The organism is Phenylobacterium sp. J426, assembly GCF_024699945.1.
Taxonomy (GTDB): Bacteria; Pseudomonadota; Alphaproteobacteria; order Caulobacterales; family Caulobacteraceae; genus Phenylobacterium.
This window is the reverse complement of record NZ_JAJOMY010000001.1, coordinates 2,211,272-2,231,216: the sequence shown is the minus strand read 5'-3', so window position 1 is coordinate 2,231,216 and position 19,945 is coordinate 2,211,272. Positions and strand designations below refer to the sequence as shown.

General features: G+C 68.2%; 19 protein-coding genes and 1 pseudogene. 12 read left to right on the top strand and 8 right to left on the bottom strand.

Features of this window, described 5'->3' with window-relative positions; translation table 11 throughout:
• Positions 1 to 62 precede the first annotated feature (62 nt).
• From uvrB to LRS10_RS11700, 4 genes are all read left to right on the top strand, one after another.
• A complete protein-coding gene (gene uvrB, locus LRS10_RS11715) occupies positions 63 to 2,312 on the top strand; it encodes an excinuclease ABC subunit UvrB (protein ID WP_374569846.1) in 2,250 nt (749 codons plus the stop codon).
• Positions 2,313 to 2,424: 112 nt separating this feature from the next.
• The gene (locus tag LRS10_RS11710) at positions 2,425 to 2,802 is read left to right on the top strand and encodes a GFA family protein (protein ID WP_257837409.1); all 378 of its coding nucleotides are present in this window, start codon (positions 2,425 to 2,427) and stop codon (positions 2,800 to 2,802) included.
• 140 nt (positions 2,803 to 2,942) lie between these two features.
• Positions 2,943 to 3,872 (top strand): ParA family protein, encoded by a 930-nt coding sequence (locus LRS10_RS11705; protein WP_257837408.1) that lies wholly within the window; start codon positions 2,943 to 2,945, stop codon positions 3,870 to 3,872.
• A gap of 2 nt (positions 3,873 to 3,874) precedes the next feature.
• On the top strand, positions 3,875 to 4,267 hold the full coding sequence (locus LRS10_RS11700) for a hypothetical protein (RefSeq protein ID WP_257837407.1): 393 nt from the start codon (positions 3,875 to 3,877) through the stop codon (positions 4,265 to 4,267).
• Between the two features lie 8 nt (positions 4,268 to 4,275).
• On the opposite strand, the gene LRS10_RS11695 is transcribed toward LRS10_RS11700, so the two are convergent.
• Both LRS10_RS11695 and LRS10_RS11690 read right to left on the bottom strand, forming a co-directional pair.
• The gene (locus tag LRS10_RS11695; protein WP_257837406.1) at positions 4,276 to 4,854 is read right to left on the bottom strand and encodes a hypothetical protein; all 579 of its coding nucleotides are present in this window, start codon (positions 4,852 to 4,854) and stop codon (positions 4,276 to 4,278) included.
• A gap of 7 nt (positions 4,855 to 4,861) precedes the next feature.
• Entirely contained in the window at positions 4,862 to 5,797 is a 936-nt protein-coding gene (locus LRS10_RS11690) for a hypothetical protein (RefSeq protein WP_257837405.1), read from the bottom strand.
• Positions 5,798 to 6,144: 347 nt separating this feature from the next.
• Here LRS10_RS11690 and LRS10_RS11685 point away from each other — a divergent pair, with 347 nt between their 5' ends.
• Positions 6,145 to 6,438 carry a hypothetical protein gene (locus LRS10_RS11685; RefSeq protein WP_257837404.1) on the top strand — a complete coding sequence of 98 codons (294 nt, stop codon included), beginning with the start codon at positions 6,145 to 6,147 and terminating at the stop codon, positions 6,436 to 6,438.
• Positions 6,439 to 6,892: 454 nt separating this feature from the next.
• Here the strand turns inward: LRS10_RS11685 and LRS10_RS11680 are convergent, their stop codons facing one another.
• Both LRS10_RS11680 and LRS10_RS11675 read right to left on the bottom strand, forming a co-directional pair.
• Positions 6,893 to 7,699 (bottom strand): hypothetical protein, encoded by an 807-nt coding sequence (locus tag LRS10_RS11680; RefSeq protein WP_257837403.1) that lies wholly within the window; start codon positions 7,697 to 7,699, stop codon positions 6,893 to 6,895.
• Positions 7,700 to 7,811: 112 nt separating this feature from the next.
• Positions 7,812 to 8,084 (bottom strand): GNAT family N-acetyltransferase, encoded by a 273-nt coding sequence (locus tag LRS10_RS11675; protein WP_257837402.1) that lies wholly within the window; start codon positions 8,082 to 8,084, stop codon positions 7,812 to 7,814.
• 97 nt (positions 8,085 to 8,181) lie between these two features.
• Here LRS10_RS11675 and LRS10_RS11670 point away from each other — a divergent pair, with 97 nt between their 5' ends.
• Complete coding sequence (locus tag LRS10_RS11670) at positions 8,182 to 8,736, top strand: hypothetical protein (protein ID WP_257837401.1); 555 nt, start codon at positions 8,182 to 8,184, stop codon at positions 8,734 to 8,736.
• Between the two features lie 18 nt (positions 8,737 to 8,754).
• On the opposite strand, the pseudogene LRS10_RS11665 reads toward LRS10_RS11670, so the two are convergent.
• Together LRS10_RS11665 and mnmA are read right to left on the bottom strand one after the other, a co-directional pair.
• A pseudogene (locus LRS10_RS11665) lies at positions 8,755 to 9,947 on the bottom strand (acetyl-CoA C-acyltransferase).
• Between the two features lie 187 nt (positions 9,948 to 10,134).
• Positions 10,135 to 11,328, bottom strand: a complete 1,194-nt coding sequence (gene mnmA / locus LRS10_RS11660) for a tRNA 2-thiouridine(34) synthase MnmA (RefSeq protein WP_257837400.1) — start codon at positions 11,326 to 11,328, stop codon at positions 10,135 to 10,137.
• Positions 11,329 to 11,535: 207 nt separating this feature from the next.
• Between mnmA and LRS10_RS11655 the strand changes: the two genes are divergently transcribed.
• Entirely contained in the window at positions 11,536 to 11,733 is a 198-nt protein-coding gene (locus tag LRS10_RS11655; RefSeq protein WP_257837399.1) for a hypothetical protein, read from the top strand.
• 10 nt (positions 11,734 to 11,743) lie between these two features.
• On the opposite strand, the gene LRS10_RS11650 is transcribed toward LRS10_RS11655, so the two are convergent.
• A complete protein-coding gene (locus LRS10_RS11650) occupies positions 11,744 to 12,673 on the bottom strand; it encodes a flagellin (RefSeq protein WP_257837398.1) in 930 nt (309 codons plus the stop codon).
• A 13-nt stretch (positions 12,674 to 12,686) separates the two neighbouring features.
• Positions 12,687 to 14,789, bottom strand: a complete 2,103-nt coding sequence (gene flgK, locus LRS10_RS11645) for a flagellar hook-associated protein FlgK (RefSeq protein ID WP_257837397.1) — start codon at positions 14,787 to 14,789, stop codon at positions 12,687 to 12,689.
• Positions 14,790 to 16,129: 1,340 nt separating this feature from the next.
• On the opposite strand from flgK, the gene LRS10_RS11640 reads away from it, so the two are divergent.
• The 5 genes from LRS10_RS11640 to LRS10_RS11620 all read left to right on the top strand — a co-directional run bounded on the left by LRS10_RS11640 (position 16,130) and on the right by LRS10_RS11620 (position 19,935).
• The gene (locus LRS10_RS11640; RefSeq protein ID WP_257837396.1) at positions 16,130 to 16,798 is read left to right on the top strand and encodes a flagellar hook-length control protein FliK; all 669 of its coding nucleotides are present in this window, start codon (positions 16,130 to 16,132) and stop codon (positions 16,796 to 16,798) included.
• A 1-nt stretch (position 16,799) separates the two neighbouring features.
• A complete protein-coding gene (locus tag LRS10_RS11635; RefSeq protein WP_257837395.1) occupies positions 16,800 to 17,522 on the top strand; it encodes a flagellar hook assembly protein FlgD in 723 nt (240 codons plus the stop codon).
• A gap of 98 nt (positions 17,523 to 17,620) precedes the next feature.
• Positions 17,621 to 18,997, top strand: coding sequence for a flagellar hook protein FlgE (locus LRS10_RS11630; protein ID WP_257837394.1), 1,377 nt, complete (start codon positions 17,621 to 17,623; stop codon positions 18,995 to 18,997).
• 168 nt (positions 18,998 to 19,165) lie between these two features.
• Positions 19,166 to 19,456 (top strand): DUF1153 domain-containing protein, encoded by a 291-nt coding sequence (locus tag LRS10_RS11625; protein ID WP_257837393.1) that lies wholly within the window; start codon positions 19,166 to 19,168, stop codon positions 19,454 to 19,456.
• Between the two features lie 143 nt (positions 19,457 to 19,599).
• A complete protein-coding gene (locus LRS10_RS11620; protein WP_257837392.1) occupies positions 19,600 to 19,935 on the top strand; it encodes a hypothetical protein in 336 nt (111 codons plus the stop codon).
• Positions 19,936 to 19,945: the final 10 nt, after the last annotated feature.

The following is a 19,945-nucleotide window of genomic DNA, read 5'->3' as shown; positions in this document are numbered from 1 at the left end:
GCTGTCAGCAGCCCTGTGCGTTATGGTGGCGGACACAGCCTGGAATACCTACGTTCACGCCCATGCCCAAAGCCCAAGTTCCCGCGCCTGCCGGCGTCTCCGACATGTCCGGAGCCTTCGACTACGACGAGAACACCATGCCGCTGCTGTGGAAGCCGCACCGTCCGGAGCGGCCGCAGAAGAGCGAGGGCGGCCGCAAGTTCAAGCTGGTCTCCAGCTACGAGCCGGCCGGCGACCAGCCGCAGGCGATCAAGGAGCTGGTCGAGGGGCTCGAGGGCCGCGAGCACGACCAGGTGCTGCTGGGCGTCACCGGCTCGGGCAAGACCTTCACCATGGCCAAGGTCATCGAGCAGACCCAGCGGCCGGCGCTGATCCTGGCGCCCAACAAGACGCTGGCGGCCCAGCTCTATTCCGAGTTCAAGAGCTTCTTCCCCGAGAACGCGGTCGAGTTCTTCGTCTCCTACTACGACTACTACCAGCCCGAGGCCTATGTGCCGCGGACGGACACCTACATCGAGAAGGACAGCTCGATTAACGAGCAGATCGACCGGATGCGCCACTCGGCGACGCGGGCGATCCTGGAGCGCGACGACGTCATCGTCGTGGCCTCGGTCTCGTGCATCTACGGCATCGGCTCGGTCGAGACCTATTCGGCCATGACCTTCCAGCTGAAGCCCGGCGACCGGATCGACGAGAAGAAGCTGCTCGGCGACCTCGTGGCCCTGCAGTACAAGCGCAACGACCAGGCCTTCGAGCGCGGCACGTTCCGCCGGCGCGGCGACACCATCGAGATCTTCCCGGCCCACTACGAAGACCGCGCCTGGCGCATCAGCCTGTTCGGCGACGAGATCGAGGCCATCGTCGAGTTCGACCCGCTGACCGGCAAGAAGACCTCGGAGCTGGAGGGCGTGAAGATCTACGCCAACAGCCACTACGTGACGCCGCGGCCGACGCTCCGGCAGGCGATCAACCAGATCAAGGTGGAGCTGAAGGAGCGCCTCGACTGGCTGGTGGCCAACGGCAAGCTGCTGGAGGCCCAGCGGCTGGAGCAGCGCACCACCTTCGACATCGAGATGATCGAGGCCACCGGCTCCTGCGCCGGCATCGAGAACTATTCGCGCTACCTGACCGGCCGCCGGCCGGGCGAGCCGCCGCCGACGTTCTTCGAATACATCCCCGACAACGCCCTGCTGTTCGTCGACGAGAGCCACCAGACCGTGCCGCAGATCGGCGGCATGTACCGGGGCGACTACCGGCGGAAGTTCACGCTGGCGGAGTACGGCTTCCGGCTGCCGTCGTGCATCGACAACCGGCCGCTGAAGTTCGAGGAGTGGGACGCCATGCGGCCGGACACGGTGCACGTGTCGGCCACGCCGGGGCCGTGGGAGATGGAACGCTCGGGCGGCGTCTTCGCCGAGCAGGTGATCCGCCCGACGGGCCTCATCGACCCGCCGGTGGAGGTGCGCCCGGTCTCGAAGGACGGCTTCAGCCAGGTGGACGACGTCATCGACATGGTCCGCCAGACGACGGCGAACGGCTACCGCAGCCTGATCACCGTGCTGACCAAGAAGATGGCCGAGGACCTGACCGAGTACATGCACGAGCAGGGCCTGCGCGTGCGCTACATGCACTCCGACGTCGACACCCTGGAGCGGATCGAGATCATCCGCGACCTCAGGCTCGGCGCCTTCGACATCCTGGTCGGCATCAACCTACTGCGGGAAGGCCTCGACATCCCCGAGTGCGGCTTCGTGGGCATCCTCGACGCCGACAAGGAGGGCTTCCTGCGCTCGGAGACCTCGCTGATCCAGACCATCGGCCGGGCGGCGCGGAACGTGGAGGGCAAGGTGGTCCTCTACGCCGACCACATCACCGGCTCGATGGAGCGGGCGATGGCCGAGACGCAGCGCCGCCGCGAGAAGCAGGAGGCCTACAACCTCGAGCACGGCATCACGCCCGAGAGCGTGAAGAGCCAGATCAAGGACATCCTGGCGAGCCCCTACGAGAAGGACCACGTGCTGGTGCCGGTCGGCGTCGCCGAGAACGGCAAGCCGTTCATGGGCGACAACTTCAAGGCCACCCTGCGCGACCTCGAGAACCGGATGCGCGAGGCGGCCTCGAACCTCGAGTTCGAGGAGGCCGCCCGCCTGCGCGACGAGGTCAAGCGGCTGAAGCTGCTGGACCTGGAGTTCGCCGCCGACGCCCTGGCGGGCGAGGGCGAGACGGGCGACAAGGATGCGGTCAAGCGCGTCCGGGCCGAGGCGCGGGCCGAGAAGGCCGAAGCGTTCCGAAAGGGCCGTGGGCGGCGGTAGGGGCGGCGCCTAAGGCCGGGCCGAGCCTGCGCCTTGAGGCGCCGGCAAGGCGGAGCCAACCTCCCCGCCAGAACTTAAACCCCGACCGTCCCCATCGAACCGGAGCCCCACGATGTCCGAGACCTTCACCGGCGGCTGCCTGTGCGGCGAGGTGCGGCTCACGGCGACAGGCCAGCCGAACCGCGTGGGGATCTGCCACTGCCTCGACTGCCGCAAGCACCACGGGGCGCTGTTCTTCGCCGCCGCCATCTTCCCGGAGGCCTCGGTCGCCATCGAGGGCGAGACCCGCCACTGGAAGAACCGCCACTTCTGCCCCCGCTGCGGCTCCTCCGTCTTCGCCCGCTACGCCGACGAGGTGGAGGTGCACCTAGGGGCGCTCGACGCCCCGGACCAGCTCACCCCGACCTACGAGAACTGGACCATCCGGCGGGAGGGGTGGTTGCCGCCGTTTCCGCTGGCGCGGAGCTATGCGCGGGATCGGGAGGACTAGGAGCAGAGTGAGGCGTAACGCGTAATGTGGCTCAGCAGCTATCGGCCGATCCCACCACTGCACGGAAGCCGACCCAACCGTCTAGCGCCTCCAAACCCCGGTAGATAAGGTGCGCCAAAGCGAGGGGCCGGGGACGGAAGATGAAGGTAGTTTCGGTCATTAACTACAAGGGTGGCGTCGGCAAAACATCACTCACCGCCAACCTTGGCGCAGAGCTAGCTTGGCGAGGCAAACGCGTGCTGCTCATCGATCTGGACGCACAAGCAAGCCTGACCTTTTCGTTTATCAAGCCTGATGAATGGAGTTCAAATTTCGAGGCGTCCGGGACAATCAAAGCCTGGTTCGACGCGCACGAGTCTGGCGCGCCGATGCCTTTATCCGAGTTGGTCCACAGCCCTGAGCGCATGAAGCAAAAGCTCAGAGGCCGCGGTGAGCTCGATGTGATCTACTCGCACCTTGGCCTGATCAACGTTGATTTGGAGTTGGCAACGAAGCTGGGTGGCGCGAATCTCTCCCAAGCCAAGAAAAACTTCATCGCAATCCACCGACGCCTCGCCGAAGGCCTGGAAGTCCTCGCCGAGGAAATGGACTATGACATCGTCCTGATTGACTGCCCTCCCAACTTCAACATCGTCACAAAAACCGCGATCATTGCCAGTGACTACATCCTAGTCCCAACTCGCCCCGATGAACTATCAACCCTTGGCATTGACTACCTGATGCGAAGCATTCGCGGATTGATTAAAGACTACAACGAATATGTAGCCGTAGACTCAGTGGATGGTGACGAGCCAATCGAGCCGGCGGTCGTCGGCATCGTGTTTACGATGATCCAAGAGTACGGTGACCGACCCATTTCGGCTCAGCGCAATTATATCGCGCGCGTGCAGCGCGACAGCGAGCTCCCCGTCTTCGAATCCTATATCAAACGGAACGACACGTTGTTCGCAGGCGCTCCGGAGTACGGGGTGCCCGTGGTCTTAACCGCCCACAACAATCAAAGCCATCAAAGCGTAGTCGACGGCCTAGAGGCCGTTACGACTGAGTTCGCTACAACTCTCGGAATTTAGCCATGGATGGACCAACATTCGCGAAGCTGTTGCGGGCTCTCGCACGAGCGGTCGAGAACGCCTCCCCCGAGGATGTCGAGGCGCTCATTAATGGCATGAGCAAACGACCCAAGCCCGTGCGTGGGCGCGACATCGCTCCTCGACGCGGGCCAACGGAGAAGATTGACCGCATCTGGGTCGAGAAAACATTGCAAGAGCTTGGCAGCGCGGCGAGCCGGGAAGACGCGCTGCGTCAGATGGAGAAACTGAATCTCAGCAGACGCGAGCTTGCTGCATTAGCAAAATACCGCAACGTCCACATCGTCAAAGAAGATAATATCGGAACTCTTGAGCAGAAGCTGGTGGAAGCACTGGTGGGAGCTCGACTTAATTCTCTTGCTATTCGCGGCGGATGACGGAGTAACTATTCTCTTTGGACAAGCTTCGACGTCACATCATGGAGCCGATAAGATAAATAGTATATTCCGAGAGCAGTATTGACGAATATGTTCGACACAACGAATAGATAACTGGCAGTTAGTACGGGTCGAGCAAAAAACATGACCCGCGCGCTTATATCCGCATCAGCTTGAGCGGCGAGTTGCAGGACGCTCCCGAAGAAGTAAATTCCGAACGAAGCGAGGCTCAAATATCCGAACAGCATGCTCAGGAATAGACGACGCGACATCGCAACATCATATGCTGCGCCACGCTCGACAATTCGCAGCTTCGGCGGGTCACCCGGCATCGGATCATCCATAGAAGGGCGATCAAACGTTGCCACTGCGGCCAAAGCCGCAATGAAAAATCCCGACAGGATGCCAATTAGACCGTTTATCTTGTCGAGCAGGCCATTTTGCCCGACCAGATTAAGATCTAGCGGCCCCCACAGCAGAAGCGCCGCTAGCGGCACGGCAACGGCTGCAGGCAGCCCCAGATCATACCGCCACTTCGCAGGATGACGGATACGCCAGTAGGCCAACGGTTGAAGTAGCCGGTTCAATTAGACATCATTCCTCGTCGGCGCGCAGGACCTCAATGAGGCGCGTGGCCGAGGCATCACGGATGCGGCTTTCACATTGAGGCAAAGGCACGTCGGACCGGATTTCGGTAGTTCTGAAGACCAAAACGTCGCCAGCATCCTCTCTAGCAGTGCCAAACTCGGCGCTTTTTTGTCGCCCCTGGGTCCAACGCACTTTCATGTTCGGATAGCCGAGCTCGCGGGCACGCCCGCGTACGCGGTTGAGAAGGTCGATAGCTTGCTCACCCGCATGTTGTTCCACGCTGAGCTTGAGAGTTCTTGCTTCGACCCTGACGCCGCCATCCTCATCGAAACCGTCGCCCGCCGGCAGATGCTGGACTAGCTCGATCATAGACAGTCTGCCGTTCTGGAGATCATTACGCAGGGTCTCGCTCTGCCTGCCCGACATTTCAAACAGCGGCCGACACCGCTTCACCCGCCCATCCGGCGCTGCGAACTGGATGCGAGAAGCGATCCTGTAGAGGTAGGTAAGGAACGGCTCGATCTTCGATCGCCCGATGCCTGGCGCATCTTCCAAGACTGCCCTGTACGCAGACACGCCGGCCTGTACCGGCCGCAGATCCACTACCATGTGAGCAGATACTGCCACGCCTTCGCCCTCAAGCTTAGGTTCGGTGCGCAGGTCGCCTGTCTCAAGGTTCTCGAACACCGGGTCAGAGATGTTCTTATCTGAATAGTTAAAGAGCAGGATCAAGGCGTCGTGCTCAGCATCGAAGCGGATGTCTCGAAGCCGAATGGCTGCCGTCTCGTTGTTGATTAACTGAACAGCTTGGCCGGTTTCTAGGGCTTCGAACAACACCCCCATTTCGTCCCGTAGCCACAGCGTGGGCGCTTCGGCAGGATTGCTCAGCATCGCAATCTCCAAGTGCAAAACCCATCGCGAAGACAGCTCTAGCATCGCCATTCGGTACGCCTCCCGCTGAGATTAAACCCATGGGCGAGTCGAGCTGGCTAGCAACCGCAAGACATTACGTTCTGTTTTCGTTCTTGTCAAACTCGCTCGTTGGTAGAACTCGAGCTCCTACCTGCGCGATGCCCTCTAACCATCCCCGCTAACCACACACCGTGACCACAAATCCCCACCTCCGGCTGTAACAGCCTTAACTGGCGCCGTTCATGCGGGAGACAGGGAACCTGTGCTGTCAATGAGCGTAAGTTGAGACAGCCAGGGCGGGAAGATCGTCCGCAGCGGACCATTGTGGACCGCGGATCTTCCCAAGCACCTGGGTTGGGATTTTGAGGTATTTGAGGATGTCACCGTCTCTCAGTGTGGTCGCCGATAACGACCTGAAGATCAGTCCGAACGTCTCGAAGACAGAGACCGTCGCGCAGCGCGTGAAGCGTCTGCAGCAGGAAGCCAAGCAACTCGCCAAGGACCACATCAAGGCGCTGACCGCCCAGATCGTGGCCGTGGAGGAGATGGCCGCCGAGATCGCCGAGGGCGGCGAAGCCTATCCGCCGGGCGTCCGCGACCTGGCCCGCCGGCTGGTGGAAGACATGGACAGCCGCGTCCAGACCCTGGAAGCCATCGTCGCCCGCACCTGATCGCGGCGACGCGCTCGTCGTGGCGCGCGTCTCTCCGTGTCGGGCCTCCCATCGGGGCCGTGACCGGCGAACGACGATGAGCACGAGCTGACACCTGCATGGCCGGCGCGCGAGGGGCCGGCGGCGGGCGGACAGTTCGAAGGGGCCGGAGGGCGGTCGGCCGCGGCGCAGAAGCGCCGGCGGACCGCGAGGCGGATGGGTCATTCCCGCCTTAACCGTGGCGCCCCACGAGATGCAAAGCCGGACGCAGCCGGCCATTAACTGCGGTTCTTCAGCCTGTTGGATCAGCCTGGCGCGGCGTCGGCCGTCGCAGGGTTCGGTGCGGCCGTCCCTCCCCTGAAGAGGAGGGACTTGCCGGCAACCCGCGCCGCGCCGGGTACGGCGGCGCGGCGCGGGGCCGCTGGGCCCCCTTGGGGTAGTCAGTGGGCCCGCAGCTCGGGAGGGCGCGGACGCCCTAGAGCTTCTTCTCGGCGACGGTCACGGTGTAGACGCCGCCGCCGGGCGAGCCGCCCATGAAGCGCGAGGTGGGCGTGACCATCAGCAGGTACTCGCCGTCGGCCGGGGCCGTGGCGTCGAAGGTGACGGTCTTCTCGCCCTTCTTGGCCTGGACGTAGCCCAGCGCCTTGCGGCCCTTGGCGTCGGTCAGGCTGACGGTGGGCTCCATGGTGTCGCATTCGAGGGTGACGGAGAGCGCCTGGCCCGCCTTCACGTTCGAGATCCGGTAGTAGTCGAAGGCCGCGGGCGCGGGGCCGGTGGCCTTCAGCGCCTGGCCCACCGCCAGCGGCCGCTTGGCCATCAGCCACGCCTGCTGGACGTCGGGGTAGATGGCGTAGGTGGCCTCCATCACCTTGCCGATCTCGGGATGGTCGGCGTGGTGGGCCTTCACATAGTCGGCCAGGTCCTGGGCGGTGGCGAAGGACAGGTCCGAGGTGGACTTCAGGAACTCCTCGCCGCCGATCGACTGCAGGGCGACGGCGCGGCCGGCCTGTTCGCCGATCTGCTTGCCGAACATGCCGACGAACGGGACGTTCTCGAGCGCCTTCTGGGCGGCGTACTGGCCGGCGAGGCCGGCGACCTGGCCGGTGGCCCGCACCTGCATCGACTTGGTGACCCAGCCCGACGTGGTGCCGTCGGTGGTGAACGGGCTCATGTACTTGCCCGTGGCGCCCTGGATGGGCTCGCCCGCGAAGGCGGAGGCGCAGCCGATGGGCGCGAGCGCGACGACCGCGACGAAGGCCGCGGCGAACAGAGTGGTCCTCACAGTGGTAGCTCCCCCTAAAAGATGCCGGTCGGCGACCGGCGTTCCCCTCGGGTGAAGCTTAAGCATGGGGTCGCGCGGCCCCGCCTCCCCCAGATGGGGTATGCGGGCGGGGCTAGTTCAACAGGTCGCGGAACTCGCTGGAGCGGCGGAGCCAGGTGGCGGCGTAGCCGCAGATGGGGGTGATGGTGAGGCCGCGTGCGCGGGCGTCGGCGCCGATGGCCTTCATCAGCCGGTCCGACGCGCCGGTGCCGCGCAGGGCCGGCGGGGCGAAGACGTAGTCGATGTAGAGCACGCCGTCCTTCAGCCGGTAGTCGGCGTGGGAGGTCAGGCCCTGTTCGTCCATCTCGTAGCGGTCGCCCGTATCGCGAAGCGTGCTCTTGTCCATCGGGCAGGTCTCCTCGGATTGCGGTCGTCAGGCCTAGAACCCCTCGCCGGCCCGGCGGCTCCCGCCTAAGCTTGGACGTCGCGAGGGAGTCGGCAAGATGCGGGGGCGTGTCTGGACGATGATGACGGGGCTGGCGCTGGCCGGGGGGCTGGCGGCCGGCCTGAACGGTTGCCAGGAGCGCCGGCCGGCGGGCGAGACGCCGGCGCCGGGCGAGATCATGCCGAACCGGGCGCCCGGGCTGTGGCGCGAGGCGGTGACGGCCGACGGAAGCGCCCAGACGCGGCGGATCTGCCTGGACGCGGCGGCGGCGCGGCGGCTGAACCTGATGGGCGACGAGCTGGCCCGGTTCCGGTGCGTGGCCAACCGCACCTGGCGCGACGGCGACGGCTGGTCGTTCGAGCACCAGTGCGACCTGCTGAGCGACGGGCGCCAGGAGGTGACCGGCCATGTGACCGGCGACCTGGCCCGGCGCTGGGCGATGACCGCCACCTCGATCGTCGAAGGCGCCGCGTTCGCCCAGGCCAACGGCCGTCACCAGACGCGCATCGAGGCCGAGCTGGAAGGCCCCTGCCCGGACGGCTGGCGGCCGGGCGAGGTGCGGCTTGAGAACGGCGAGCGCTTCAGCCTGCTGAACACCCGGCCCATGCGCTAGGGCCGATGCGCCAGGGCCCTAGGCCAGCTCCACCGCCATGGCCACGGCCTCGCCGCCGCCGATGCAGAGCGAGGCCAGGCCCTTCGCGCTTGCCGCGGGCTTCCAGGGCGCTGAGCAGGGTGGCCAGGATGCGGGCGCCGGACGCGCCGATCGGGTGGCCGAGCGCGCAGGCGCCGCCGTTGACGTTCAGCTTGTCGCGGTCGAGGCCCAGCTCGCGCTCGGCGATCATGGCGACCACGGCGAAGGCCTCGTTGACCTCGAACAGGTCGACGTCGTCGACGCTCCAGCCGGCGCGCTTCAGCGCCTTCTGCATGGCCGGCACGGGGGCGGTGGTGAACAGGCCGGGCTCGTGGGCGTGCGCCCCATGGCCGGCGACGCGGGCGACGATGGTCATGCCCAGCCGGCGGGCGACGCTCTCGCGGGTCATCACCAGGGCGGCGGCGCCGTCGGAGATCGAGCTGGCGTTGGCGGCGGTGATCGTGCCGTCCTTGGCGAAGGCGGGCCTGAGCGTCGGGATCTTGGCCGGGTCGGCCTTCAGCGGTTGCTCGTCGTGCTCGACCACCGTGTCGCCCTTGCGGCCCGGGACGGTGACCGGGACGATCTCGCGGGCGAAGGCGCCGCTCTCGGCGGCGGCGCGGGCCTTGGTCAAGGAGCCGATGGCGTACTCGTCCTGCTGCTCCCGGGTGAACTGGTACTGGCGGGCGGTCTCCTCGGCGAAGGAGCCCATCAGCCGGCCGGGCTCGTAGGCGTCCTCGAGGCCGTCCAGGTACATGTGGTCGTACATGGTGTCGTGGCCGATGCGGGCGCCGCCGCGGTGCTTGGTCATCAGGTAGGGCGCGCCGGTCATGCTCTCCATGCCGCCGGCGACGATGACGTCCGCCGTGCCGGCGGCGAGCGCGTCGTGGGCGAGGATCGCGGCCTGCAGGCCCGAGCCGCACATCTTGTTGACCGTGGTGGCCTCCACCGACTTCGGAAGGCCCGCGCCGAGCGCGGCCTGGCGGGCCGGCGCCTGGCCAAGGCCCGCCGGGAGCACGCAGCCCATCAGGATCTGCTCGGCGGCGTCGGCGGGGCGCCTTGGCGCGCTCCACCGCCGCCTTCACCGCCGCGGCGCCGAGTTCGGTGGCCTTCACGCCGGTAAGGACGCCCTGGAAGCCGCCCATCGGCGTGCGGGCGTAGGCGGCGATGACGACGGGATCGGAGGTCTGGGTCATGGGCGGGATATAATTCGGCATGCGATGAACTTCACCCCTCCTCTTTAGGGGAGGGTGGCCGAGGCGAAGCCGAGGTCGGGTGGGGGGTGTGTCGACCGGGTGGGCCGCGGGCCGACCTTGCGCCCGGTCACGGTCCCCCCCCACCCTGGCCGCTGCGCGGCCTGTCCCTCCCCTGAAGAGGAGGGACTTAGTGGTCGCGGACGGTTCCGGAGATGAAGCCGCCGCCGAGGACGCGGGTGGGAGCCTCCGGCGCGTAGAGGACGCAGGCCTGGCCGGGGGCGACGCCTTCTTCGGGGGCGTCGAAGGTGAGCCCCGGGACGCCGTCGACGATGGCCAGCCGCGCGGGCGCGGGCTCGCGGGTCGAGCGGACGCGGGCCAGCACCGGACGCCCGGCGCCGCAGGCGGCGTCGATGGAGGCCTCGTCGCCCAGCCAGTTGGTTTCCTTGAGCGACAGGGCGCGGGTCAGCAGCGCCTCGCGCGGCCCGACGATGACCTGGCGCGCCTCGGCGTCGATCTTCACCACGAACAGCGGATCGCCCACGGCGACGTTGAGGCCGCGGCGCTGGCCGATGGTGTAGCGGGTGACGCCGTCGTGACGGCCGAGCACCCGGCCGTCGAGGTGCACGATCTCGCCGGGCTCGGCCCCTTGCGGGCGGAGCTTGTCGATGAGGGTCGTGTACTTGCCCTCGGGCACGAAGCAGATGTCCTGGCTGTCCGGCTTGTCGGCCACGGCGAGGCCCAGCTCGGCCGCGGCGGCGCGCACGGCCGGCTTCGGCATCCCGCCCAGCGGGAAGCGCAGGTAGGCCAGCTGTTCGGCCGTCGTGGCGAACAGGAAGTAGGACTGGTCGCGGGCCGGATCGAAGGCCCGATGGAGTTCGGGACCGGCCGGGCCCTCGACGCGTCGGACGTAGTGGCCGGTGGCCATGGCCTCGGCGCCCAGGTCGCGGGCGACGTCCAGCAGGTCGCGGAACTTCACCGTCTGATTGCAGCGGATGCAGGGGATCGGCGTCTCGCCGCGAAGGTAGGCGTCGGCGAAGTCGTCGATGACCTGCTGCCGGAAGCGGCTCTCGTAATCGAGGACGTAGTGGGGGATGCCCAGCGACTGGGCCGCCGTGCGGGCGTCGTGGATGTCCTGGCCGGCGCAGCAGGCGCCCTTCTTCTGGATGGCGGCGCCGTGGTCGTAGAGCTGCAGCGTGACGCCCACGACGTCGTAGCCGGCCCGGGCCAGCAGGGCCGCGGTGACCGTGGAGTCCACCCCGCCCGACATGGCGGCGACGATGCGGGTCCCGACCGGCAGGCGCACGGCGTCGCGCGCGGCCTCGACGAGGCCGTCGGACAGACGATCGGCGGTGATGGCGGCGGGCACCGTGCAGACGCTCATGGGCGCCTATGTAGCGGTTGGGCCGGACTTTTTCGAGGGTGCGGCCTTCACATCACAAACGGCAAGCGCTCGGATTCGTGATGGCAGCCCCGTCATAGTCCAGGCGTAGGATAGGTCCCATCGCCGGCATGTATTCCACGAGGCGTCGGCGGCCGAGAGACTTGTGACGGGCTCCCGCCTCCCTTTGTGCAGCAGAGGGGACGCGTCGTGACCTCCTACCGGATCTATGTGCTCAACCCGCATGATCGCATCGCCGACCTGATCGAGGCGGTGTTCGAGACCGACGCGGCGGCCCTGCGGCGGGCCGAGACCGCCCTGGGCCACGGCTACGCCGCCGAGGTGTGGCAGGGCGAGCGGCTGGTCGCCCGCCTGGGCGGCGAGCTCAGGCTGGGCCTGCCGGCCTGAGAAGGCCGGCCTAGCGGAGAACGTTCAGCAGCGAGCTTTCCTGCAGCGTCGTGAAGACGTGGGCCGCCGACTGCACCGCCAGCTGCGCCTGCTCCAGCTGGGCCACCGCCTCGGCCATGTCGGCGTCGGTGATGTCGCCGATCATGCCGGACAGCTGGTTGTGGCGGGTCTGCAGGTCGTCGCGCACGCTCTCGACGCGCTTCTGGAGCAGGCCGTTGCGCGCGGTGATGTTGGTCAGGTTCTCCCGCACCCCGTCCCAGGTTGAGAGCTGGCCCTCCAGGAAGGTCCGCTGGGCGGCGGTCATCTGGCCCGTGAACGGGCCGGAGCCGCCCTCGTGGAAGGTCTGGATGGTCTGGAGCGCGGTCAGCATCCCCGTGCCGAGGTTGTTGGCCAGGATGCCCAGCTGCACGCTGGTGGCCTCGTCGACCTTCGCCTCGACGACGAACTGGTCGTTCTGGAACCAGCTGGCGATCGGCGGCCCGGAAGTCAGGTCGGCCAGGGCGGTGGCGGTGACCGGCCGCGTATCCACCTGGCCGCCGGCGAAGACGTACTTGCCGCCGTAGCGGGCGTTCATGCCCTCGATGGCGGTTCGGAAATGGGCCTGCAGGTCCTCCATCAGGGTGTCGACCCGGCCGGAGGCCAGGGCGTCCGCGATCGCCTGGCGCACGCCCTGGGCGGAATTGGCGATGGCGTTCAGGGCCGTGTCCTGCGTGGCCAGCCGCTCGGAGATGAAGGTGTTCTGGTCCTGATAGACCTCGATGCGGGTCTTCAGCGAGCGCATGGCCGTCAGCATCTCGGCGTCGCGCGCGTAGTCCTTGAGGTCCGAGCCGTTCTTCTGGGTGGCCACCTTCACGCCGGCCGCCATCTGGCGCTGCTGGGCGGCCAGAAGGTTGGAGAGGACGGCGGAATAGTTTCCGGGGGTCGAGACGCGGGTCACCATCGCTTCAGTCTCCTCACACCATGCCCAGCAGGACGTCGTAGAGGTCCTTGGCCGCCTGGATCACCCGGGCCGAGGCGTTGAACGCCTGCTGGTAGGTCGTCATGTTCACCAGTTCCTCGTCGAGGTTCACGCCCTCGACGGACTGACGGCGGGCCGTGGCCTCGGTCATCACCGCCGCGGCGCTCTCCTTGCGGGTCTCGGCCGCCGCCGCCTTGCGGCCGATCGAGCCGCCGAACTCCGAGGCGTAGCGCGAGACCGTCATGGTCACATCGCCGAGCGAACCGGCGGCCTGGAAGCCGGTCGGCACGTCCCCGGCCTGCGACAGCGCCAGCGCGCCGCGGCCGTCGCCGGGGCGGATCAGCGGCTGGGTGAAGCCGCCGGAGAAGTCGAGCCTGCCGAAGGCGAGCCGCGTAGGGTCGCTGTCCAGCGTGGTGTCCACGCGGAACCGGCTGGCCCGGCTGGCGCGCTCGAGGCCGCCCAGGCCGAACAGCTGGCTGATGGAGGGGCCGCCCGCGCCGCCGCGTTCGGTGTTGTCGGTGATGACCGACAGCTTGGCGTCCGTCGGCGGCGCGCCCTGGAAGGTGAGGTTGCCCCGGGCGTCCAGGCTGAAGCTGCCGTAGAGGCCGACGCCGCTGGTGGTGTTGTTCAACGCGGCGAGCAGGTCGTTCATCGTGGCGCCGGCCGGCACCGTCACGGCGACGTCGCGCAGCGGCAGGCCCTCGGGGCTGGAGAGCCGCAGCGAGATCTGCTGGCCGGCGGTGAAGCCGTGGGCGTCGGTTCCGGTCAGGCCGGTGTCGTAGTTGGTGAAGCCGTTGGAGCGGATCAGGTCGTTCAGGCCGAAGAAGTGCGAGAACGCCCGGCCGGACTTCATCGAGGTGCCCTCGTCCACCGCGACCGTGTTCGTGCCGTTGCCGGTAAGGGACATCGTGCCGTTGGTGAACGCCACGGTCGCCTGGCCGGAAAGCTCGCCGTTCAGCGTCGCCAGGAAGGTGGCGGGCGTGAACGCCACCGCCGGGCCGCCGTTGGCGCTCATCGTGCCGGCCGTGAAGTCGATGTCGACGCGGCGGGCTAGCACCCCGGTGGCGCCCATCACCGCGATGGTGGTCTGGCCGCTGAAGCCGCTGACCGCGGTCGGCAGGTCGAGCCCGGTGTTGCGGCCGGTGAGCGAGTTGGGCGCGGGATAGGCGACCGAGGCGTTGTGGGCGGCGTTGATCCGGTCGGCGGCCCGCGTCAGGAACTCGCCCATCTGGTCGGAGAGCTGCGGCAGCTCCACGTCGCGCAGGTCCATCAGACCGCGCAGCTCGCCGCTGGCGATCTGGATCGGCTGGGCGGCCGAACCGGCGCTGGGCTGGGCTGTGATGTAGCCCGGCGTGGTGTCGCTGCGCACATAGGCCAGCTTGGCGGCCACGCCGTCGCCCGCCAGAAGCACGCCCTCGTTGGAGCGCACCGTCACCCCGCCGGAATCCCGCTGGATGATGCGGACGTTCATCAGCGTCGAGAGCTCGTCGAGGAGCTGGCTCTGGATATTCTCGGAGCCCGAGGCGTCGGCGTTCACCAGCTTCGCCCGGCCGATCTCGACATTGAGCTGGTTGATCTGGGTGAGCAGGCTGTTGGCCCGGTCGATGTCGGCGATGATCTTGGTCTCGATCGTGCCGCCCAGCTCCTTCAGCTGAACGTTGATCCGGTCGGCCTCGGCCAGGAAATCCTGGACGTTGGACAGCGCCTGGCTGCGCAGGAGGCTGGACGACGGATCGTCGGCCGCCGTGGCGAAGGCGCCGTAGATCGCATCGAGGCGGTTGAAGAAGAAGGTGTCGCTGGACGGGTTGCCGAACAGGCTCTGGGCGTTGTCCAGGTACTGGGAGACCATCGCCCAGCGGCTGGAGTCCGACGCCGCCGTCAGGCTGGCCATCTGCAGATAGTCGTCGGTGATCCGCTTCACGCCCTGGACGCGGACGCCCATGCCGACCCCGTCCACCACCAGCGGCTGCTGGTCGACCGCCTTGCGGACGTAGCCGGGCGTGTTGACGTTGGCGATGTTGTCGGAGACCGCGCGCAAGGCGGCCTGGGCCGCATTGAGGCCCGAGGAGGCGGTCTGCAAGGTGACGTTCAGCGACATCGCTTAACGCTCCGCCCGGCAAAGGCTCACCCCCGCGCCCGGCGGATTCTGCCGGGAGAAGGATGAACGCGCGCGTACGCCGCCGGGAAAACCTAATCGTTTCAAGGGTGGGCCCTTCTAGGCCCGGTGAGCTTGGGCTGTGCTGCGCAATTCCGGCGCCAGAGCGCGGCAGGGCCTGGACGGCGCTGCAGGGCCAAGGTCTGCAGGGCGGCAGGGAACGCCCCACCGGCTCGGCAATTTCGGCCCTCGCCGGCGCCTCCCGGTCCGGAGCCGAAAGAGCGGTTCCGATGCGTTTTCAATCACTTGCGATTCTGGCGCGAAGGTTGCTGCGGACCGGTCGAATGAACCCGGCGCAAGACGCGCTGATCCTCGAGCCCTGGTGTCCCGCCGCCCCATGACCGCACCTGCGATCAGTCCTGTGACCTCTGCCCTGCCCGGCCTGGCCGGCGGCGGGAACGGTCAGGCCGCGGGTCCGCTGGCCGGCTTCGAAGCCCTGCTCGCCGCCCTGTTCGGCGAGGCCGACATCGCCGGCGTGACGGGAGGGTCCAGTTCGCTCGCCCCGGCCGCCCCGATGTCCGCGCTGGCCGGCAGACCCCCGGGCGGTCCGCCGGTCGCGGCGCCGCTTTTCGCCAGTTTCGAAGACCCCGCCGCGCGTCCGGAGACGCCGCCCGCGGAGATCGCCGCGGTCGGCGGGGACGCCGCCGACGCCCTGCCCGTTCCCGACGCGCTGCTGGCCCTGGCGGCCGCGCCGCCCGCACAAGCGCCGGCGGTTGCCGAAACCACGGCCGCGGCGCCGGACGCCGGCCAACCCGCCGTCGCCGCCAGCCAGGCGATGGGTCAGGCGGCCGGTCAGGTGACGGACCGGGCGACGGATCCGCCGACGGGCCAGGCGGACGTCGACGCATCGGCCACGGGCAAGACCGACGCCGACGCCGCGACCATCCCCGCGACCGCGACGGGCGCCGCTGCCGGCCCCGTCCGGGCCGAGGCGATGCAGTTCGCGACGGCCGCCCAGGCGGCCACGCCTGCGGCCCACGCTGCGCCTGCCGCAGGGCCTCCAGCGGCGGCGCAAGCCGCGGCGCAGACGCCGGCCCCGGCCGCCGCCGCTCCGGGCGCCGCCGGGAGCGCCGTGACGGGCGACGCCGCACAGCCGACGGACGCGCCGTCGAGCGCCGCCGATCCCGCGGTCGTCCCGCCGCCGGCGGCGCTGGCCCAGGCCGGCGCCCCCGGAGCAGATCGCGCGGGCGGCGGATGCGACGCCGGGCCTGCCGCCGTCGAGGACCGAGAAGAACAAGCCGGGCGCGGCCGCCAAGGGCGGCGGCGAGACCCGGACCGAGGCTTTGGGCGACGCCGGCGCCGACACTCGCGGCGAAGCGGCCCGACCGACGGCCGCCGCGGCCGCGACCAGCCAGGGCGGGCCGGCCGCCGCCAAGGCGCCGAAGCCGGCGGCGCCGGAGCTGGACGCCCGGCCGTCCGACCGGCCGGAGCGGTTCGACCCGGTGCAGGCGGCGGAGAGCCGCGCGTCCAGCCCAGCCGCCCAGGCCGCCGGCCCGGCCGCCCACCCGGTGCGCGGCGCGCCGGAGACCGTGGCCAGCCTGGCCGCCGAGATCATCAAGAAGCTCGACGCCCGCTCCACCCGCTTCGACGTCGAGCTCGACCCGCTGGGCCTCGGCAAGGTGGACGTCCGCGTCGAGATCGGCGCGAACGGCCGGATGACCGCCGCCCTCAGCTTCGAGAACCCGCAGGCCGCCGCCGACCTGAAGGCGCGGTCGGGCGAACTGCAGAAGGCGCTGGAACAGGCGGGCTTCGACCTGTCGGGCGGGCTGTCGTTCGACACGCCCGGCGACCGCGGCCAGGCGCGCCAGGACTGGCAGGACGGCAGGGACGGCTTCCGCGGCCGGGCCTTCCAGCAGGCGCTGGAGACCGCCAACGAGGCCGACCTCGCGGCAGGGTCCGGCGAACTGAGGTTGCGGCGCGGCGTGAGCGCCGGCGTGGACGTGAGGATCTGACATGGTCGACGCCGTTTCCGCAGCGACAGACAAGAGCGCCCTGGGCCGCACCCGGCTGGCGGAGAGCTTCGACACCTTCCTCGCGCTGCTGACCGCACAGCTGAAGAACCAGGACCCGCTGTCGCCGCTGGATTCCAACCAGTTCACCCAGCAGATCGTGCAGATGACCGGCGTGGAGCAGCAGCTCCTGACCAACGACCTGCTGAAGTCGCTGGTGGCCAACACCACCAACGGCGTCGCCACCGCCGTCAGCCTGATCGGCAAGGAGGTCCGCGCGGCCACCACCGACGCCAAGCTGCAGAACGGCAAGGCGGAGTGGATCTACACCCTGCCGCGCGACGCCAACGACGTGAAGATCGAGGTCCTGGATTCGCGGGGCAAGGTCGTGAAGGTCCTGCCGCCGGTCGACAAGGGCACGAAGGCCGGCGACCACAAGGTGACCTGGGACGGCAAGGACGCGAACGGCACGAAGATGCCCGACGGCATCTACAGCCTGAGGGTCTCGGCCAAGGACAGCGACTACGCCACGGTGCCGACGATGATCTCGATCGAGGGCATGGTCACCGGCGTCGAGCAGTCGAACGGCGAGACGCTGATCACGGTCAACGGGGCTCCGGTCCTGTGGAACCACATCACCACCATCAAACAGGCCCAGGCCGCACCGACGCCGACCGGGACCGGGGGCGACACCCCCAACCCGCCGCCGACGACGGCCGAGGACTGAAACCACAACCCGGACGGCAGAACGTCGTCTCCACCGGCGGCTCGCTGAGCCGGCCCTCCGCAGGAAGCGGACCCAATGGAGAAGAACGGAACTAAGCCATGAGCATCAATTCGGCCATGCTCGCAGGCGTCTCGGGGTTGGTGGCCAACTCCTCGGCGCTCGCGGCGATCTCGGACAACATCGCGAACGTCAACACCGTGGCCTACAAGCGCAACCAGGTGAACTTCGCCAACGTGGTCACGGCCCAGGCCGTGAAGGGCAAGTACTCGGCCGGCGGCGTCCAGAGCGTGACCCGCCAGTTCATCAGCCAGCAGGGCCTGATCCAGGCCTCGGGCTCGACCACCGACCTGGCGATCTCCGGCGACGGCTTCTTCGTGGTCGCGCAGAAGGGCCCGGGCCTCACCCCGGCGGACGCGCGCAGCTTCACCCGCTCGGGCTCGTTCGGCGTCGACAGCGACGGCTACCTGGTGAACGACGCCAACCTGTACCTGCAGGGCTGGCCGGTGCAGCCGAACGGGACGTTCAACGTCAACCCGTCGGACCTGAACGCGATGGCCTCGATCAACGTCAAGAACCTGGGCGCGGCCGTGGCGCCGACGACCCGGCTGGGCGTCAGCGCCAACGTGAACAAGGACGGCACGGTGTCGGCCCAGGAGGCGACCTACAACGGCTCCGTCGCCGCCACCTCGATGGCCGAATACGCGAGCAGCGGCGGCGCCACCGGCGTGCGGCCCGACTTCGTGATCGAGATGAACGTCGTCGACTCGGCCGGCGGCAGCCGCAAGATCGCCATGTCGTTCCTGAAGGACGACGTCGCCAACGCCTGGCACGCCGAGATCTACGCCGTGCCGGCCACGGCGGTGGACCTGGCCGCCGGCACGCCGCCGGGCCAACTGGCGCGCGGCACCGTGAACTTCAACGCCGACGGCACCATCAACCTTGGGACCACCACGGCGGCGCTGCAGACGCTGAACCTCAACGCCTCGGCCGGCGCCACGCCGCGCTGGGCGGCCGGCCTGGGCCTGGCCGCCCAGTCGCTGGACCTGGACCTGGCCAAGCTCAGCCAGTACTCGTCGACCTCGACCGTGAACTCGATCGCCTCGGACGGCGCGGGCGTGGGCAACGTCATCGCCATCGAGGTGGACGAGGACGGCATCGTCTCGGCGATCTACGACAACAGCCAGATCCGCAGGATCGCCAAGATCGGCGTCGCCACCTTCCCGAACGCCAATGCCCTCCGCTCGGTGAGCGGAAACGCCTACCGGCCGACGATCCCGGCGGGCGAGATGACCATCAAGGAGGCCGGCATCGGCGGCGCGGGCGCGATCTCGCCCTCCAGCCTCGAGGCTTCGACCGTCGATCTTTCCGCTGAATTCACGGGCCTGATTGCAACGCAGAAGGCCTATTCAGCATCATCCAAGATCATCACGACCGCAGATCAGATGTTGGAAGAGCTCATCAACATCAAGCGATAAAACTTCCCGTTAGCATAGGTTAACCGGCGTAAACGGTTAGAACAGTATCAAATTGGTACACGGGGGAGTGTATGGTTAGTTGTTTCTTTACTGTAGCGATTCAGCGGCCGGTAACGGGCGCGGCCTATTGTCCCCATCAACAGTGATGGTGGGAAGGCTAGAATAGCCATGTTGCAACAGACGCAGCAGCTGCGCACGAACAGCCGGGGCGAGAGTTACGTCATCGGCCCGACCGGCGCGCCTCTGACGATCAAGGACCTGCCGCCGCCCAACACGGGCCGGTGGGTGATCCGTCGCAAGGCGGAGGTGGTCGCCGCCGTGCGCGGCGGGCTGATCTCGCTGGAGGACGCCCTCGAGCGCTATTCGCTGACCAGCGACGAGTTCCTGTCCTGGCAGCGTTCCATCGATCGTCACGGGATGGCCGGCCTGCGGACCACCCGCCTGCAACAGTATCGCTGAACCGCTAACTTCCCCCGGACAGGTTCGCGAAGTACCGGCCGCGCCCATCCCTCCGGGCGCGGCCGTTTTCGTTCCGGTTTCGCTTGACCGGAACGCGGCTCCCTGGACAAATGACAGCTGTCAACTGGACGGGAGCGCAGGCGATGCGCGGCAACCCCCTGGACAACACCCTCGACGGCGCCCGAGGCCCCGGGGCGCGGCTGCCGCTCCTGATTGGCGCGGTCAGCCTGGTCGTGCTGGCGGGCGCCGGCCTGGCGGCGCACGTCTGGACCGTCGACCGCCGGATGGACAATGTGGAACGCGCGGTGGCGCGCGCCGGCCACGGCGCGGCCGAGGTCGCCCAGATGGAAGGCCCGGAGTGCTGGCGGGCGCGGGAAGGCTACCGCTGGAAGACCGCGACCGCCTCGGGCTGGGCCTGCGCCGGCCCCCGGGACGAGGTCGTCCTGCACGTGGGCGAGCCGGACGGCCGCTGGCCCTGACGGCAGGTCA